Source organism: Posidoniimonas corsicana (assembly GCF_007859765.1).
GTDB lineage: Bacteria > Planctomycetota > Planctomycetia > Pirellulales > Lacipirellulaceae > Posidoniimonas > Posidoniimonas corsicana.
In genome coordinates, this window is sequence record NZ_SIHJ01000004.1 from 273288 (window position 1) to 290357 (window position 17070).

General features: G+C 67.5%; 15 protein-coding genes. 14 read left to right on the forward strand and 1 reads right to left on the reverse strand.

Going from position 1 to position 17070, the window contains the following annotated elements; translation table 11 throughout:
• The first annotated feature begins 55 nt into the window (after positions 1-55).
• The 14 genes from KOR34_RS22445 to KOR34_RS22510 all read left to right on the forward strand — a co-directional run bounded on the left by KOR34_RS22445 (position 56) and on the right by KOR34_RS22510 (position 15877).
• Positions 56-520 carry a hypothetical protein gene (locus tag KOR34_RS22445; protein WP_146568364.1) on the forward strand — a complete coding sequence of 155 codons (465 nt, stop codon included), beginning with the start codon at positions 56-58 and terminating at the stop codon, positions 518-520.
• Between the two features lie 46 nt (positions 521-566).
• Complete coding sequence (locus KOR34_RS22450) at positions 567-980, forward strand: TadE/TadG family type IV pilus assembly protein (protein ID WP_146568365.1); 414 nt, start codon at positions 567-569, stop codon at positions 978-980.
• 5 nt (positions 981-985) lie between these two features.
• Complete coding sequence (locus KOR34_RS22455; protein ID WP_146568366.1) at positions 986-2116, forward strand: vWA domain-containing protein; 1131 nt, start codon at positions 986-988, stop codon at positions 2114-2116.
• An 80-nt stretch (positions 2117-2196) separates the two neighbouring features.
• Entirely contained in the window at positions 2197-2607 is a 411-nt protein-coding gene (locus KOR34_RS22460; RefSeq protein WP_146568367.1) for a TadE/TadG family type IV pilus assembly protein, read from the forward strand.
• 761 nt (positions 2608-3368) lie between these two features.
• Positions 3369-4892 carry a hypothetical protein gene (locus KOR34_RS22465; RefSeq protein ID WP_146568368.1) on the forward strand — a complete coding sequence of 508 codons (1524 nt, stop codon included), beginning with the start codon at positions 3369-3371 and terminating at the stop codon, positions 4890-4892.
• 65 nt (positions 4893-4957) lie between these two features.
• Complete coding sequence (locus tag KOR34_RS22470; protein ID WP_146568369.1) at positions 4958-7078, forward strand: outer membrane protein assembly factor BamB family protein; 2121 nt, start codon at positions 4958-4960, stop codon at positions 7076-7078.
• A gap of 95 nt (positions 7079-7173) precedes the next feature.
• Positions 7174-7722, forward strand: coding sequence for a YqgE/AlgH family protein (locus KOR34_RS22475; protein WP_197531672.1), 549 nt, complete (start codon positions 7174-7176; stop codon positions 7720-7722).
• Positions 7723-7728: 6 nt separating this feature from the next.
• A complete protein-coding gene (locus tag KOR34_RS22480) occupies positions 7729-8178 on the forward strand; it encodes a GNAT family N-acetyltransferase (protein WP_146568371.1) in 450 nt (149 codons plus the stop codon).
• A gap of 288 nt (positions 8179-8466) precedes the next feature.
• Positions 8467-9420, forward strand: coding sequence for a serine O-acetyltransferase EpsC (gene epsC / locus KOR34_RS22485; RefSeq protein WP_146568372.1), 954 nt, complete (start codon positions 8467-8469; stop codon positions 9418-9420).
• Between the two features lie 151 nt (positions 9421-9571).
• Complete coding sequence (locus KOR34_RS22490) at positions 9572-11416, forward strand: sigma 54-interacting transcriptional regulator (protein ID WP_228714742.1); 1845 nt, start codon at positions 9572-9574, stop codon at positions 11414-11416.
• 20 nt (positions 11417-11436) lie between these two features.
• Positions 11437-11976: a CPBP family glutamic-type intramembrane protease gene (locus KOR34_RS22495; protein WP_146568374.1), complete on the forward strand. Its 540-nt coding sequence runs from the start codon at positions 11437-11439 to the stop codon at positions 11974-11976.
• Between the two features lie 620 nt (positions 11977-12596).
• Entirely contained in the window at positions 12597-13580 is a 984-nt protein-coding gene (locus tag KOR34_RS22500; protein ID WP_146568375.1) for a hypothetical protein, read from the forward strand.
• A 568-nt stretch (positions 13581-14148) separates the two neighbouring features.
• Positions 14149-14901 carry a helix-turn-helix domain-containing protein gene (locus KOR34_RS22505; RefSeq protein ID WP_146568376.1) on the forward strand — a complete coding sequence of 251 codons (753 nt, stop codon included), beginning with the start codon at positions 14149-14151 and terminating at the stop codon, positions 14899-14901.
• Entirely contained in the window at positions 14885-15877 is a 993-nt protein-coding gene (locus KOR34_RS22510; RefSeq protein ID WP_146568522.1) for a DUF1559 domain-containing protein, read from the forward strand. Before KOR34_RS22505 ends, KOR34_RS22510 begins: the two co-directional genes overlap by 17 nt.
• 58 nt (positions 15878-15935) lie before the next feature.
• On the opposite strand, the gene KOR34_RS22515 is transcribed toward KOR34_RS22510, so the two are convergent.
• Positions 15936-17069 (reverse strand): DUF1559 domain-containing protein, encoded by a 1134-nt coding sequence (locus KOR34_RS22515; protein WP_146568377.1) that lies wholly within the window; start codon positions 17067-17069, stop codon positions 15936-15938.
• Position 17070 lies beyond the last annotated feature (1 nt).

A 17070-nucleotide genomic window follows, 5' to 3' on the forward strand; every position in this document is an offset into this window, starting at 1 on the left:
GTTTTCACTTGTTGGAACGGCCCTCCCGCGCCCCCAATCAGCCCCGAGCGAACCGATGAGCACGAAGAAACTCAACAAGCGCCAAACCCACTTTATCGACCCCGAGGTGCAGGGCGCCCTGAGCCGGCGGATTGTCCTGCAGTGGGTGTTGTTCACCGCGGTCTCGGCGCTGATGGCCTTCGCCCTGACCTGGATGGGCGACCCGTTCGTCCCGGTGCAGGACGTGCTGGTCGAGACCTGGTGGCGGTACGCGCCGCTGCTCTTGGTGCTGGTCTGCATGCTGCCCATCTTCGTGATGGACACGATCAAGCTCTCCAACCGGTTCACCGGGCCGGTCTACCGCCTGCGGCAGGTCGCCCGCAAGCTGGCCGCCGGCGAGCGGCCGGAGAAGGTCGAGTTCCGCGGCGGCGACTTCTGGCGCGGCCTGGCCGACGACATGAACCAGGTGATCAAGCGGGTGGCCGAAGTCGAGGACGCCCGCCAGGCCGACTCCGAGGCGCAGCCCGCCGGCGGCGCCTGATCCGACCGAGCCCCACCCCGACCCCCGCCGCACCCGGGACCGACCCATGCCCCCCCAACCGACCCCCACACCGACCCGCCGCCGACGCGGCGTCGCGGCGACCGAGTTCGCCGTCTGCCTGCCGATGCTCATGCTGCTGCTCCTGGGGATGCTGGAGTGCTGCACCATGATCTTCCTGAAGCAGTCGCTGGCGGTGGCCGCCTACGAGGGCGCGCACACCGCGCTGGCGCCGGGCGCCACCGACGCCGACGTCCAGGCCGCCTGCACCGGCATCCTGAACGACCGCCGCGTTGTTGGCGGCGCGGCCCAGATCCTGCCCGGCCCGCTCTCGTCGCTAAGCGAGGGCGACTACGTGCAGGTCCAGGTCACCGCGCCCACGGACGCCAACGCCATCCTGCCGGCGCGGTTCTTCCGCGGCCGCGTGCTGCAGTCGACCGCCACCATGATGAAGGAGCTGTGAGAGCGATGCTCCCAAGCCAACCCAAGCCAAGCCGCCGCGGCGCCGTGATGGTGCTGGTGGCCGTGCTGCTGCCGGTCTTCGCGCTGATGGCCGCCTTCGCGATCGACGTCGCGTGGATGCAGCTGGTCCGCACCGAGCTGCGGACCGCCACCGACGCCGCCGCCCGCGCCGGCGCCAAGACGCTGTCGATGCGCCAGAACGTGGCGGTCGCCCGGGCCGCCGCCCGCGACGCCGCGCTCCGCAACCCGGTGGCGGGGCAGCCGCTGCAGATCAACGACGCCGACGTGCAGTTCGGCCTGTCGACCGAGAACGCCGCCGGACGGTTCGTGTTCGCCAACGGCGGCGACCCGATCAACGCCGTGCACGTCGACGGCCTCCGCACCGCGGGGTCGGCGGCCGGGCCGGTGAACCTGTTCTTCGGCGGGCTGCTGGGCGTGAACACGTTCCAGCCCGTCTCGACCGCGACCTCCACCATGCTGGACCGCGACATCGTGCTGGTGATCGACCGTTCCGGGTCGATGGGCCTCCGCGAGACCGACCGCGGCACCGGCAACGGGCAGAACTGCGGCCCGCTGCGGCTGAACACCCGCTTCGCGGCGCTCAACCTGGCGGTGGCCGCGTTCATGGCCGAGCTCGACCTCACGTTCCCCAACGAGCAGGTGGCGCTAGTCAGCTACAGCAGCCGCAACCGCGTGAGCTGCCGCGGTGGCAACCTGAACTTTGACGTCGCGGACACGCGGGTCGCGCTGACCGACAACTACGCGGCCGTCACCGGCGAGATGGACGCGTTCATGCAGAACGGCATCGGCGGCAGCACCGCCATCGGCGAGGGGCTGGCCGAAGGCCTCCGCGCCATGAACGGCCCCAACGCCCGCCCGTTCGCGTTGAAAACCATCGTGCTGATGACCGACGGCCTGCACAACTCGGGCTTCGAGCCGATCATCCCCGCCCGCACCGCGGCCAGCAACGACATCACCGTCCACACCGTCACGTTCAGCCCGGGCGCCGACCAGGCGCGGATGCGGGCCGTGGCCGCCGCCACTGGCGGGCGGCACTTCCACGCCGACACCACCGCCGACCTGAGCGCCGTGTTCCGGGAGATCGCCCGCACGCTGCCGGTCCTGCTGACAGAGTAGTCTTGTTCTCACCCCAAGGGGGAGGGAGAGCAACGAAGCCGCGGATCGCGGCGTGATCGAAACCAGCGAGAACACACACCATGATCAAGAAGCAACCAGCCGCTAATCGCCGCGGCGCCGTGGTCGTCGAGTTCGCGATCATCGCGCCGGTGTTCTTCATGGTGATCTTTGCGATGTTCGAGTTCAGCCGCCTGAACGTGCTGCGGCACACGGCCGACAACGCCGCGTACGAGGCGGCGCGGCTGGCGATCGTGCCGGGCGCGACCGCCGCGGACGCCGAGAACGAGGCCAACCGGATCCTGCGGATCGTCGGCGCCCGTGACGCGGTGGTCACGGTCACGCCGGCGGTGATCGACCGGAGCACCACCGAGGTGACCGTCGAGGTCGCCGTGCCGCTAAACACCAACGGCCTGGTGACGCCCCGGTTCACTCGGGGCCGCACGCTGCAGAGCCGTTCGACGCTCCGCACCGAACGGGTGTCGACGCGCTAGCCCGGCGGCTGCGGACCGTCCGGCGCTCTACATCGCCGCAGCGGGGCGGGGCACGAGATCGGTCTTCGTCCCAGGTTCGTTGCTGAAACCGGCCACCCTGCGCGGTCTAATGCAGGTCTGCCCCGATGTCTGCCGCCCTCATTGGCAACGGCCGCCCAGCTTTTCTCGGGGGCTACCCTGCGGGAGCGCCCCCGGCGCCCGGCGGTGTTCTGGTTCCCTCGAGTGGCCGCTGTCGTGTTGTCCGATCTGCGTGGTCGGAATCGGACAAAACCCCCGTCCCCGTTCCGGGGGTATGTACACGCAACCGTTGGATTTCAATGCACTTACGAACGAACCGGGCGGAGCTGTGCCCCGAGTTTTGTCCCCTTCGCTCGTGTTTTTGGACAAAACGAATCGGACAAAACCCTGCCGGCCGAGCTGGCGTCCGGGCTGACCCACGGCGAGGTTTCGAGCCGACGGTCCAGGGGCGGTTGCCACAGAGTGCGGGGGCTGCGTGTTCCTGGTAGTCGAGCGGGGCTAGCGGACCGCAGTCGACTTGCCGGCGGATTCACCACCCGTTCGTGTGCTGATTGGACGACTTTTTAAGTTTCCTACCCAGATTGGGAAGGATTCGAGGAAACAAACCGAGTAAAACGTGCGTCTATGCGCATGGTTTCCGAGCAAGATTCCTGCCGCTCGGACGACTAGCCGTGGCCCAGCCGAACGGGGCCGCGGACCGAATGGCTCGCCCTTCTTCCCCTTCCCTTGATGGAGCGTCCCCTATGCGATCACTCGCCCCACCTTCGACCCGGTTTGTCGCGGCGTTGCTGGCAGCCTGCGGGATACTGTCCGCGGAGCACCTCCTGGCCGCCGACGGCGAAGCGGCTGCCGACAAGAAGGCCGACGCGCCCAAATCGATGCCGATGCTGCGGGTGCAGACCGCCGCGCCGGTGGTGAAGGCGGCCGCCGAGGCCAGTGAAGGTGAGGCCTGCGAGGGCGAGGCCTGCGAAGACGGCGCTTGCGAGACCGACGCCGCCCTGGCCGACGCGGCCGCGGGAGTCGTGGGCGGGGATGGAAAAGTAGCCGTGCACCCAACCCACCACCAAACCAAGATCATCAGCGTCAACGGAGAGGGCCTCGCGAAGGCCGACCTGAAGAGCTTCTGCCTGGCGCCGGATGGCAAGATCCTGGCCGCCTGCGACGGCGACAGCGGTGAGGTGCGGGTGTTCTCGCCGGCGGGCGACTACGAGGACACCTGGAAGCTGTCGGTCAAGCCCGACGCGATCAACGTCGGCTCGGACGGACAGGTTTATGTCGCGGGCGGCGGCAAGCTGCTGCGGCTCGACTCGCAGGGGCTGGTGACGCACGAGGCCGCGTCGCCGCACCTGGAGGACACCGCCGCCAAGCGCGCCGAGATCCGCGAGCAGCTGATCGCGCGGCAGAAGCAGTCGGTGGAGGCGTACGCCAAGATGAGCGAGCGTTACGACGATCGCCTCGCCAAGCTGCAGGACAAGCGGACCAAGCTTAAGGACGACGGCGAAGAAGTGCCCGCGTCGCTCGACCTGCAGATCAACAACGCGGAGCGGATGGTTGAGCAGTGGAAGAGCATAGTCGACCAGCTCGGCGGCGGTAACCTGACGGAGGAGCAGCTCGAGCAGAAGGTGAACGACTCGCTGCGGAGCGCGTCCGCGGTGGCCTCGATCAGCGAATCGGGCGGCGATGTCTTTATCGCGACCCGCGAGGCGGCCGGCTACGGCTTCTGCGTGTGGAAGCTTGATCACGAGTTCACCAGCGGCGAGGTCATTGTCAAAGGCCTGAGCGGCTGCTGCGGCCAGATGGACGTGCAGTGCTGTGAGAACGGCATCTACGTGGCGGAGAACTCGCGGCACCGCGTGTACCACCTCGACGCGGCCGGCGAGGAGCTGGGCCAGTGGGGCCACGGCGCCCGTGACGGCCTGGAGGGCTTCGGCAGCTGCTGCAACCCGATGAACGTCGCGTTTGGGCCGGACCGCACGGTGTACACGGCCGAGTCCGGCACCGGCCGCATCAAGCGGTACTCGCCCGAGGGCGAGCTGCTGGAGCTGGTCGGCAAGGTGGACATCGTGCCCGGGTGCAAGAAGGTCTCGATCGCGGTCGACAAGTCGGGCGACCGTGTCTACATGCTGGACATCACGCGGCACCACATCGTGATGATGGAACGCGTGCCCGAGGGCGACGAAGCGGAGTACACCGAGTACCGCACCGTGAAGGCGGATGCGGACGAAGCGGCGGCCGCTGTCGGCGTCGACGCCGTGCTGACGTACTAGCCAACGGGTCGGCGCCCTCCCGCGGGTGGGCGCCGACCCGTGTTCATTCAATAAGGGGGTAGTCGATGCACCGGATTGCTTGGGGCTGCTTGGCGTTGATCGCCGCGGCGGCGCAGCCCGCCGTTGGCGCCGACGCGTCGGCGTCGTCCGCGGCCCAGCCGTTCTCGCTGGTGGTGATGGACCCGCTCGCCGCGCCGCTCTCCTGCCCGTGCGTCGAGGGCTACGCGCAGCGGAAGTACGAGGTGCTGGGCGAGCACCTGGAGAAGACGCTCGGCCGGCCGGTGACGGTCACCTTCGCCGAGTCGCTGGCCGGCGCCCTGAAGAAGGAGGGCTGCGACCACGCGGACCTGATCATCGGCAAGGATTCGGTGGTCCGGTCGGACGCGGCCAAGGCGGGCTACGGGCTGACCGTGCTGGGGCGACTGACCGACAAGCAGGGCGACTCCGAGCAGACCGGGCTGGTGGTGGTGCGCAGCCAGGACCAGGCCCAAACCGTGGGCGACCTTAAGGGTTACCGCGTGCTGTTCGGCCCGCCCGAGTGCGACGAGAAGTTCGCCGCGCCGCGCGAGCTGCTCACTAAGGCAGGCGTGAAGATCGCCGACGCCAAGCAGGCCGAGATCACCAGCGCGTGCAGCGACGGCGCGTGCAAGATCATCGAGTGGGGCGACGCCGAGCAGGCGGCCGCGGTGATCTCCAGCTACGCCGCGCCGCTGCTAGAGGGTTGCGGCACCATCAAGAAGGGCGACCTGCGAGTGGTCGGCAAGACCGAAGCGGTTCCGTTCATCACCGCGTTCGTCACCGACCGCGTCGACGAGCCACAGGCCGCGGCGGTGCAGCACGCGCTGCTGACGGTCGCCGAGGACCCGCAGCTGCTGATCGCGCTGGAGTCGATGCTCGGCTTCATCGAACCCGACGAAGACTACCTGAAGCAGCACAGCCGCAACGCGCCGCAACCTAAGAAGCAGGCCGAACCCAAGCCGAACAAGCAGGCGTGGAACGACTTCCTCGGCCCCACCCGCGACGGGCGCGTCGCCTGGTTGCCGGAGTCGCTCGCCGAGCAGCCCACGGTGCTCTGGCGGCAGCCGCTGCTGCGGCCCGGCATGGGGGGCGTGGCCGCGACTGATGAGCACGTCGTGATCGGCGACCGCGACGCGTCGAACAACCTGGACGTTTGGCGATGCTACTCCGCCCGCGACGGCACCCCGCTGTGGACCATCGAGTACCCGGCGCTGGGCGCGCTGGACTACGACAACCTCCCCCGCGCGACGCCGGTCATCCACGAGCGTCGCGTTTTTTTGTTTGGGGCCTTCGGTGACCTGGTCTGCGCCGACCTCGACACCGGCGAGCAGCTGTGGGAGACCAACATCCGCTTCGACTTTGGCGTCATCGACGAGCAGGTGTGGGGGACGTGCTCCACGCCGCTGCTGGTTGACGGGCTGCTGATTGTGAGTCCGGGTGCGGCGGACGCGTCGCTCGTCGCGCTGGACGCCGAGTCGGGAACGCCGGTCTGGCAGGCGCCGGGCGGGCCGCACGCATACGCCTCGCCCGTGCTGGCCACGCTAGGCGGCGTGCGGCAGGTTGTGGCGTTCGACAAGACGTCGGTCGGCGGTTTCGACCCGGCCACCGGCCAGCGGCTGTGGACGCTGACGCCGCCCACCCCGGGCGACTTCAACGTCCCTACGCCGGTGGTGGTGGGCGGCAGGCTGTTGCTGGTGAGCGAGAACAACGGCGCCCGGCTGCACGGGTTCGATGACCAGGGCCGCATTGTCGAGCAGCCGGTTGCCATCTACCGCAAGCTGAAGCCCGACATGAGCACGCCGACCGTCGCGGAAGGCCGCGTGCTGTGCGTGAAGGACCAGCTCTACTGCCTCGACGCCCGCACGCTGGAGCCCATCTGGCAGGGGGGCCGCCGGCAGTTTCCCGGCTACGCGCCGGTGCTGGCCACCGACCGCCGCGCGCTGACCTTCGCCAAGGGCGGGGAACTGCTGCTGGTCGACGCCCAGGCAGATGACTTCACCATCTTAGGCCGCAGCCGGCCCTTTGAAGCCGCCGCCAACACTACCCTGTACGGCTGCCCGGCCCTGGTCGGCGGGCGGTTGTACCTCCGTGGTCCCAACGAGCTGGTCTGCATTGACCTCGCCGACCGGTCCGACGAATCAACGGCCCGTGTGAGCCGAGTTGACTGAGCCAGTCCGGCACGGCGCCTTACTTGCCTGCCGGCCGGTCGATCGCGACAATGGGATCAGCCCGCCACCGAGCCCTCCCTGTTGTCCCGCGTTTTATGTCGCTCTCCGGACACCTGCTGACCGCCGCCCGAGACCTGCAGGACCCGAACTTCCTGCGGACGGTGGTGCTGCTGCTCGAGCACGGCGAGCAGGGCGCCCTGGGCGTGGTGCTCAACCGCCCCGGCGACAGTTCGGTGTCCGAGGTGTGGGACCACATCGACGCCGAGCCCTGCGATTGCGACCAGCTGATGAATGTCGGTGGCCCGGTTCAGGGGCCGCTGATCGCGCTGCACACCTCGCCCGACCTGGGCGAGAAGCGGGTGCTGCCGGGGCTGTTTATGTCCCTGCAGCGGGAGTCGATCGACCAACTGGTGCGGCAGGACGAACACGAGTTCCGGCTCTACAGCGGCAACTCCGGCTGGGGCGGCGGACAGCTTGAGGGGGAGCTGCAGATGGGCGGCTGGCTCACCACGCCCGCCCGCAAGGAAGACGTCTTTGCCGACTCCGACGAGCTGTGGCGGAGCGTCACGAACCGGATCGGTCTGGAGATCATGCTGCCCGGCAAGCAGCGGGCCCACCTGCCGGCCGACCCCAACTTGAACTAGGCCCGCATGGCGGACGCGTCTCCCGACTTCGCCGTCCGGCCGATGACCGCCGCCGACTACGACGCCGTGCACGCGCTCTGGCAGGCGACGCCCGGCGTGGGGCTCGACCCTTCGGACGAGCGGGCGCCGACCGAGCGGTACCTCCAGCGGAACCCGGGCCTCAGCCTGGTCGGAGTCGACAGCGAAGGGAAGATAATCGCCGCGGTGCTCTGCGGGCACGACGGCCGCCGTGGTTATCTGTCGCACATGGCCGTTGCGCCGGCCGCCCGCGGCGCCGGGCTCGGACGTCAGTTGACCGAGCAGTGCCTGGCGGCGTTGGCGGGGCAGGGCGTGCTGAAGTGCAACGTGCGGATCTTCGCGGACAACCACGCCGCGGCGGGCTTTTGGCGGCGGATGGGGTTCGCTCCGCGGCAGGACCTGAGTGTAATGCAACGCACCACCGCTGCCGGCGAGTGACGCGGCGCCAGCTAGCGAGCGAACCCGCGGGGCCTGGTTTGGCTCAACTCGATAGGTCCCAACAGCCGAAAGGCTACCTAGAGGTTGGATTCTACCGATCTTAACGCCTAGAATTGGCCCGATGAACGTCGTCCCGCCCCACAGCTGTCTGTGTACGATCCCGGCTTGAGCCCTGTGGCTTGAGCTGGGCCTTCTGCGTCCGCCGCGTCGTTTCCGGCGCGGCATCTCGCTCCGTCCGATCCCCGCCCGCCGTGCGCTAGCGGCGGCCCACAGCAGAGTGTTCGATCTATGGCGACCGACTTCCGACTCAAAGAGCGTCTCCCGCGGCTGACCGACCGGCTGGTCGAGACCTACAGCCAGCACGCGATCATCAACCACCTGGACCACTGCCCGCTGCCCAAGTACGAGGCCGTGATCGATTCGATCCAGGACCTCAAGGAGATCCTGTTCCCGGGCTACCGCCGCCGCGAGGGGCTGCACCACGGCAACATCGAGTACTACGTGGGCGACCTGGTCGACCGGCTGCACGACGCGCTCACCAAGCAGGTGGGCCGCGCGCTCCTGCACGAGGCGGGCGGGCACTGCGAAGACGGCACCGACTTTGAGGCCCTCGGCCAGGCCAAGGTGCTGGAGTTCCTCGACCGCCTGCCCCAGGTCCGCGCCCAACTGGCCACCGACGTGCAGGCCGCCTACGACGGGGACCCCGCGTGCAAGTGCCCGGCGGAGGTGATCTTCTGCTACCCGGGCCTCGAGGCGGTCACCGTGCACCGGCTGGCGCACGAGCTCTACAAGCTCGAGATCCCGTTCATCCCCCGCATGATGGCTGAGTGGTCCCACGCGCGGACCGGCATCGACATCCACCCGGGCGCCACAATAGGCGAGTACTTCTTCATCGACCACGGCACGGGGGTCGTGATCGGTGAGACCTGCCGGATCGGCGACCACGTGAAAATCTACCAGGGCGTCACACTCGGCGCGGTCAGCTTCCCGACCGACGAGAACGGCCAGCTGGTCCGCGACCAGAAACGACACCCCACGATCGAGGACCACGTGGTGGTGTACGCCAACGCCACGATCCTGGGCGGGCGGACGGTGATCGGCGAGGGCTCGGTGATCGGCTCCAGCGTGTGGCTGACCAAGAGCGTCGCCCCCAACACCACCGTCACGATGGAGGCCCCTAGCCTCCGCATCCGCAACGAGGACGCCGACGCCCTTAAGCCGGAGGTGGGCTACCAGATCTAGCCCCGGGACCCGGCTGGCGCGGTCGCGCCGGTTGCGCGGACGCCGGGCCCTCTGGCGGTCGCGCAATGCCTAACAACAATTCCCGATTCTCGCGGGTCCGTGTATCATATTGAGACGGGCCCCAGATTCCTCTTTTCGGTCGGGAACAGCGTTGTACGCGTACTTTACGGTCCTCAACGGCGAGCAGGCGGGAGACAACCTGCCGCTGGACGCGGGCGTCGAAAACCTGGTCGGCCGTGGCGGCGACTGCCAGATCACGCTGCAGGACCGCATCTGCTCGCGCATCCACGCACGGGTCCGCTTCGACCACGAGGCCTGGACCATCGCCGACGCCGAGAGCCGCAACGGCACCTTCGTCAACGGGCAGAAGGTCACCGAGGCCACGCTCGACGAGGGCCACACCGTCAAGATCGGCGCCACCGAGCTCGAGTTCCACCAGAGCGAAGAGCCGCTTACCGCCGAGGACGACGCCGCGCTGCTCACACAGACCATCGTGCAGGACATGGAGGTCACCGAGGGCGCCATCAACGAGGCGTCGCTCACCGGGCTGCCCAACGCTGAGCAGGTTAAGGAGCTGATGCTGCTGTACCAGCTGTGCATCCGGCTGCTCGGCAGCGGCGACACCGACCAGGTGGTGCACACCGCGCTCGACCTGCTGCAGACCCGCACCAGCGCGTCGGTGGTCGGCTTCCTGTGGCTCAACGAACAGGGCGAGCTGCGTCCCAAGATCGTGCTGCCAACCGACGCCGCCAACCGAGTTTCGCTCAGCCCGTCACTCACGGAGCTGGTTTCCAAGCAGGGGCACGCGGTGTGGGTCGCCAACCAGGGCGGGCCCGACGAGCGCGAGCAGCTTGAGCACTTTGCCGACGCCATTTGCGCGCCGCTCGTCAAACGCGGCGACGAGGGCCAACGCAGCACGCTTGGCGCAATCCACGTCTACCTCGAGGCGGGACGATTCCGCCAGTCCGACTTCGATTTCATCATCTCGGTCGCCAACATCGTGGTCACCGCGCTCGCCCGCGCGATGCAGTACAACTCGATGCGGGTCGACTACGAGCGGCTGGTCAGCACCTCCCCCGGCTACGACGAGCTGATCGGCGAGAGCGAGCCGATGCTCGCCCTCAAGTCCAAGATCAGCCGCGTGGCCCGCGCGGCCGGCTGCGTGCTGGTCCGCGGCGAGAGCGGCGCCGGCAAGGAGCTGGTCGCCCGCGCGATCCACCGCGCCAGCCCCCGCGCCGAGCGGCCGATGGTTTCGGTCAACTGCGCCGCGATCCCCGCCGACCTGATGGAGAGCCAGCTCTTCGGCCACAAGGCCGGCTCGTTCACCGGCGCCGACCGCGACCACACCGGCTACTTTCAGCAGGCCGACCTCGGCACGCTGTTCCTCGACGAGGTCGGCGAGATGACCCTCGAGGGCCAGGCCAAGCTGCTCCGCGTGATGGAGGGCCACCCGTTCCTGCCGGTCGGCGCCACCGAGCCGGTCTCGGTCGACGTGCGGGTGGTGGCCGCCACCAACCAAGACCTGCAGGAGTACGTCCGCAAGGGGAAGTTCCGCGAGGACCTGTATTACCGGCTGAGCGTGTTCGAGCTGTACCTGCCGCCGCTCCGCGACCGCGGCGACGACATCGGCCGCCTAGTCGAGTTCTTCCTGGACCACTTCCGCAAGCAGCACGGCCGCCCCGGCCTCAAGCTCAGCGGCAAGGCGGTCCACCGGCTGCTGGACTACCGCTGGCCCGGCAACGTCCGCCAGCTCCGCAACGTGATCGACAGCGCCGTGGTCATGGCCGAGGGCGACGAGATCCTCCCCGACGACCTGGCGCTCCGCGACTCCGGCCGCGAGGAGCTTGACACGCTGCAGATCGACCAGTGGGAGAAGAAGCTCATCGTCGAGGCCCTCAAACGCTCCGGCGGCAACGTGCCCGACGCCGCCAAGCTGCTCGGCATCGGCCGCGCAACGCTGTACCGCAAGATCGAGCAGTACCACATCGAGCGGTGAGCGTCGCTCCGCGGCCGCCCATGCAACGGCTAAAGCAGAGTCTTGAACGGCGGCTGCCGATGCTCGGCGTCGGGGACGCGCCCCGCTGCCTGGGATGGCTTCTCGTGCTGTTTGGCTGCTACGCCGCCGCCGCGACCACTATTTACCTATCTTCGGGCCTCGGGCGGGTGGCCCCGCGGATCGATTCGGTGGCTGGCTTTATCGTACTCGCCGCCGGGTTCTTCGTGCTGCCGTCGCTGCTAGAAGAACTGCTGTGGCGTTGGACCCTGATCGCGCCTGACCGGCTGGGACGCATCAACCGGAGGTCGGCGGCCAGTGTGTTGGCGTCGAGTGTGGTCTTCACGGCCGCCCATCCCTTCGCGGCGTGGCTCTTCGTGCCGCACGCCAGGGAGGTCTTTCTGCGCCCGGCGTTTCTGGCGATCGTGTTCCTCCTGGGGCTGACCACGGGGGTGTCGTACGTCTGGTCCAAGTCAATCTGGCCGCCGGTCTTCATCCACTGGGTGACCGTGCTCGCTTGGAAGTTTCTACTCGGCGGACCGTTTGTGCTGCTGGGGGCATGAACGGCAGAACGTCGGTATGCTTGGACCCCCTCGCGGCCGTGTGGACCTTAATTGCGGAGTTCATGTGGTCACTCGGTGCAGCCGACTCGCAGCGGGGTACTTTTGTCCCTTCTGGCGCTATCGATCCTTAGGGACAAAAGTCGGCGCCCACCTCAAGCCCAAACGTCGGTTCTGCGCTTGTATAGCAGTGTGAACACTATTCGCGGCTCCGCCTGTCGATCGACTTTTGTCCCTCACTGCGCGCGATAGGGACAAAAGTCGGCCGCCTAACCCGTCGACACCTCCTTCATCAATTCGTTGCCGGCGCCCCGATCAGACGGTCCGCACAGAAACCGCTAACACCCCCATTGGACCGCGCGGGGTGGCCGGTTTCTACCGAGAAATGGCGAGATTCTATTGGGCGAAAAGAGCGTTAGAGATGACCACGCCTGAGAACCTCTTCGCCGAACCTTGGTGGTGGCGACTCCGTAGCAAACGTCGCCCCCGCAAACGTAGCCGCCTCCTCGGAGACCTGTTGCAACCAGGTTCCTGACTGGCAGGTAACCGTCGGAAGCTAATAGTCCCAACGTCGAATCCTCGAGGGCATTGTTATTCCGACTCAGAACACAAATCGCGTTGCGGTGGTCGCCTTCTTTCTTGCCAGCATGGCTATGGAATCTGCGCGGGGGGAAGAGCTCAAGCTCACCACCGGCATTTGCCTCTGGGCAGACAACGCGGTCTACCTGCAGGAGAAGAATCGGCCAAGTCTAGTCCTACTGTCGGAAAACGACAGGACGACGGTGCGGTCACGGTCAACGGGCCGCCCAGCTGACGCCGTCGAACTAGTCTATGCGATAGACGAGGTGTACTGCGGAGACGCCTCTTTCCTGGGACGACAGTTGCGGGTGCGGGCGTCGGAGCACTATCCACGCTTCACCAATCGCGTTGCCGGTCTGCCGGGCGCAGACGCGAGGGGAGTGGCTTTGGTCGCCGAGAGTTCTGGCCAGGTGCGCTGTGTGCCTTGCTTCTTCGCGGGCGCGTACCTCCCGATCTTTGAGGACGCGGTTCGCGATCCGATCCCGTTGGCCGATCGAGCGGATTTTGAAGATGCAGTTGGACTAGGCCGCCTGCTCCAGACCGTGGACCGACGGCATCACGCCAATCAAGACCCGCGGCCGATCTGCCGGACCGCCCTACAGGATGACAACGAGCTGACCACCACCTGGGCAATCTCGCATCTCTGGCGGCTGGACGGGGACCGCGCCGCGGGCGACGTGATCGACGCGTTTCAGCACCCCGGGCAGTCCTTGTTCGTTCAAGTCGACTGCGACCGCAGGCTGATGGATTCGTCGCGAAGGGCAGCTTGGAGGTACTCAGCCGTCCGCAAGCTCCTCATCCCCAAGTGGCTTGCGACAGACGACATCTGGGCGTTCTCGTATGCGAGACGCTACTACCTGGAGTCGCTGCACAAGAACTGGGAGGAAGAGGGCTACGAGATGGAGGTTCTTACTCGACAGGTTGATGCTACCTATCGGCGAGCGGATCGCGGCATGCGTAATACGCTAGCAGAGATCTTTCCGGACGTGGTCGCGTTGGGACGTGAGATAGAACTTCCTGCAGAGTAGTCGCAGAGAGGATGCCGCACTCCTAGAAGCCCTCACCAGGGCGGCGGCGCTGGCCTGGAAAAGTTGGCGCCAGAAGACGCAATAAGAAGGGCCGGGTTTCGCTTCCGGAGTGAAAACGTGCTCACAAACGCAACGTTCTTAGCGATGGTGCGCCGGCGGCACGGTCAGCCCACGATGTGGGAACCAGTGACGAGTCGCCTGCGACATCCCGCGACTTCACGACCAGGCGGGCAGAACCAGACAAAAAAACACGCTCGCTTCGGTGTCGCCGTACGCGGTTGCGTTCGGAGGGTCCCGTAAGCGAGCGTGTGTATGCGGTCGGACGCGAGTTGTTTTGAGACGTGGTACCCGCGAGCAGAGTTCCAGCAATCCTAATGCGTCCGCAATTTGTTGCGGGCGAACATGGCCGGCAATACAATGAACCGGCCTCGTCCTTGGGACGTATTCTACCTGCGTCCCGATCCGCGAGACCGGCAAGTACCCGGCAAGTTTGACAGCGGTTTGCCGCGCCGCGCGGGTGGGCAAGCCGCGGCTAGACTGTCGTTCCAATCGACACCGAGGAATCGTCTTGGCAGAGACACTCGCGACGACCAACGGGACGATGGCCAATGGCACGGCGGCCGCTACCGGCCCGAACCGTCACCCCTCGCTGTCCGCCTCGCCTAAGATCCTCCGCGACCTGCGGCGCGCCCGGCGGATGACCCAGCTGGAACTCGCCGTGGCGGCCGGCGTCAGCGAGCGGACCGTCCGCTCCGCGGAAACCGGCGCCCAGGTGCGGATCGACTCGCTGGAGCAGATCGCCGAGGCGCTCGGCGCCGTGCTTAGCGATGTGGTCGCCGACGGGAACCAGCTGATCACCGCCCGCATCGGCAACCAACAGATCGACCGGATCCTTTCGGCGCTCAAGAGGTACGCCTACGAGATGGACCTCGGCGGTTTCGCCGAGACGCTCGCCCGTGACGCCCAGATCGAGATTGTCGGCGACGGCATGATCCCGTTCACTGGAGCGTACCGCGGCATCGGGGGCGTGGAGCGGCTGCGGGACACGGCCATGACCACCCTCGACTTCATGGCGCCGACCGAGTTTAGCGACGTCCGCGCCGGGGGCGATTTTGTCATCCTCCGCGGCTTCGACCACCTCCGCTGCCGCGCGAACCGGCGGGAAGACCGGCTTTCTTGGCAGCACGTCTACGAGTTCCGCCACGGCCGCGTGGTCCGCATCGTCGAGACCTTTGACACCCTCAGGGCGTACCGCCTGTTCTGCGAGTCGAACGCCGAACGCACGGCCCGGATCGGGAGCATCAATGGGTCGGTCGACTAGACGCCAGACCGCTGGCTTCACGCTGGTCGAGCTGCTCGTGGTGATTGCGGTCATCGCGGTGCTGGTGGCGCTGCTGCTGCCCGCCGTGCAGGCCGCCCGCGAGGCCGCCCGCCGTTCCAGCTGCCTGAACCATCTGCGGCAGTTTGGCCTAGCGATGGCTAACTATGATTCTGCCCACCAGATCCTGCCGGCGGGCACGGTCGCGCAGTCGCCGTACGGCCCGTCCGATATCACCGCCAACGCCACGTCGGTGATGCTGCCGTACTTCGAGGAGCTGGCGCTGGCCGGCATGTTCGACCCGAGCAAGCCGTACTGGGAGCAGCCCGACGAGCTGATCCGCTCGCCGGTGGAGATCTTCTCGTGCCCCTCGGACGGGCACCAGCCGTTTGTCAGCGGCATCTTCGCCGAGCTGGGCCTGCCGATCGGCGACACCTTCGCCACCTGCGACTACGCGTACAACCACGGCGCCACCGACGCGTGGTGCGTGACGTTCACGTACCCCGAGGACGAGGTCGGCCCGTTCACCATCGGCCGGCAGTACCGGCTGGGGCAGGTGACCGACGGGCTGAGCAAGACCTTCGCCATGGGCGAGGCGGCCGGCGGCGAGCAGTGGGGCGTCTGCAACGGACGCGGCTGCACAACGCCCGACCCCGCGGCCGTGTCGGCGGCCTACCCGTGGATCATCGGCAACCTGTCGGCGGACTTCATGCTGCCCGGGTTCCTGAGCACATCGAACTACGGCTGCACGCTGGAGCCGATCAACAAGCGGCCGGTCACCAACACGCTGCTGGTCACCGCGGGGATCACCAACTGCCAGAGCAGCCTTAACGGCGGCCCTCACGCGACGAGCAACTTCCGCAGCAGCCACCCGGGGGGCGCCTGCTTCTTGTTCCTCGACGGATCCGTGCGGCTGCTCAGCGAGGCGATGGAACCGACCGCCTACCGAGCGCTATCGACGCTGGCCGGTGGGGAGTGAGCCGGCAGAACGCTGGCGCCGTCGCGGCTCGCGGCTCGCCGAGTGAAGCCGCGCGATCTCAGAACGAGTCGTCCTGAATGAGCTGCCCGTCTTGCGACGCCATCAGGCGCTCGAACGTGCGGAGGCCGTCCTCCTGGATCTGGCCCTCGTCGAAGTCGACCACTTTCGCCTCGATGCTGTCGACCATGAACCGTGCGCTGCCGTCGCACATCGCGACGTGCACGCCGCCGGGGTGGCGGCTGCGGAGCGTGGCCTGGCTGCTGAGGCTCGAGCCGAGCGCGCCCGGGTGCATGCACTCCTGGCGGTAGCCCTCCGACCCGTAGGCGTCGACCATCTGCTGGCCCTGCACCAGGTTGTCGGCGCCCACCTGGCAGGTGTTGGGGCCGCCGGCGGCGTCGTCGGTGGAGTGGCCCCACAGGCTGCTGGAACCGGCCCAGCCGAGCGCCCACACGCCCCGTGGGTCGAGGTCGACCAGGCCGATGCGGACCTCGCCCAGCAGCACGGTCTTGGACGTGCCGTCGGTAATCTTCTTGAGGCTCAACGCCAGGTTGCAGCCCATCACGCCGCGGGTCCACTGCCGGTCGTCCCAGCGGTAGAGGTTCTCGAACGGCTGTTTCTTGAATGGGCGGGTGATGTAGTTGCCGGGGAACAGATGGTCGATAGACGAGTTGACCGCGTAGTTGCTGCGGGCCCAGTTGTCCGGTCCGCCCTCCAGCCGAAACGGCGTTTCGGAGCCGCTGTCGGACGGGCAGAGGTACGACTCGATGAGCGTGCCGCGGGGATCGCGGTTGATGTCGGCCGACAGCGGCTGCGTGAAGTCGAAGCGGTCGTGCAGCGGCTGCTCCTCCATGAACGGGAGGATGTCGACCAGCGCGGTGGTGGTCTGGTTGGGGTTCTTGCCCGGCGCGCCGCCGCCGACCACGGCCTGGTTCTTGCTGCCGTCGGGCAGTAAGAAGTTGAGCTCCATCGCGGCCGGGAACCGCTTGTAGGTGTCGTGGTAGTTGAGCGTGGCCAGCGAGATGTTCTTGGCGTTGGTCACGCAGGCCGCGCGGCGGGCCGCCTCGCGGGCCGACTGCACCGCCGGCAGCAGCAAAGCCACCAGCACGCCGATGATCGCGATCACCACCAGCAGTTCAACTAGTGTGAAGGCCGAGGGCCAACGCGGGCGTCCGGCGGGCAATTGTGCGGGCATG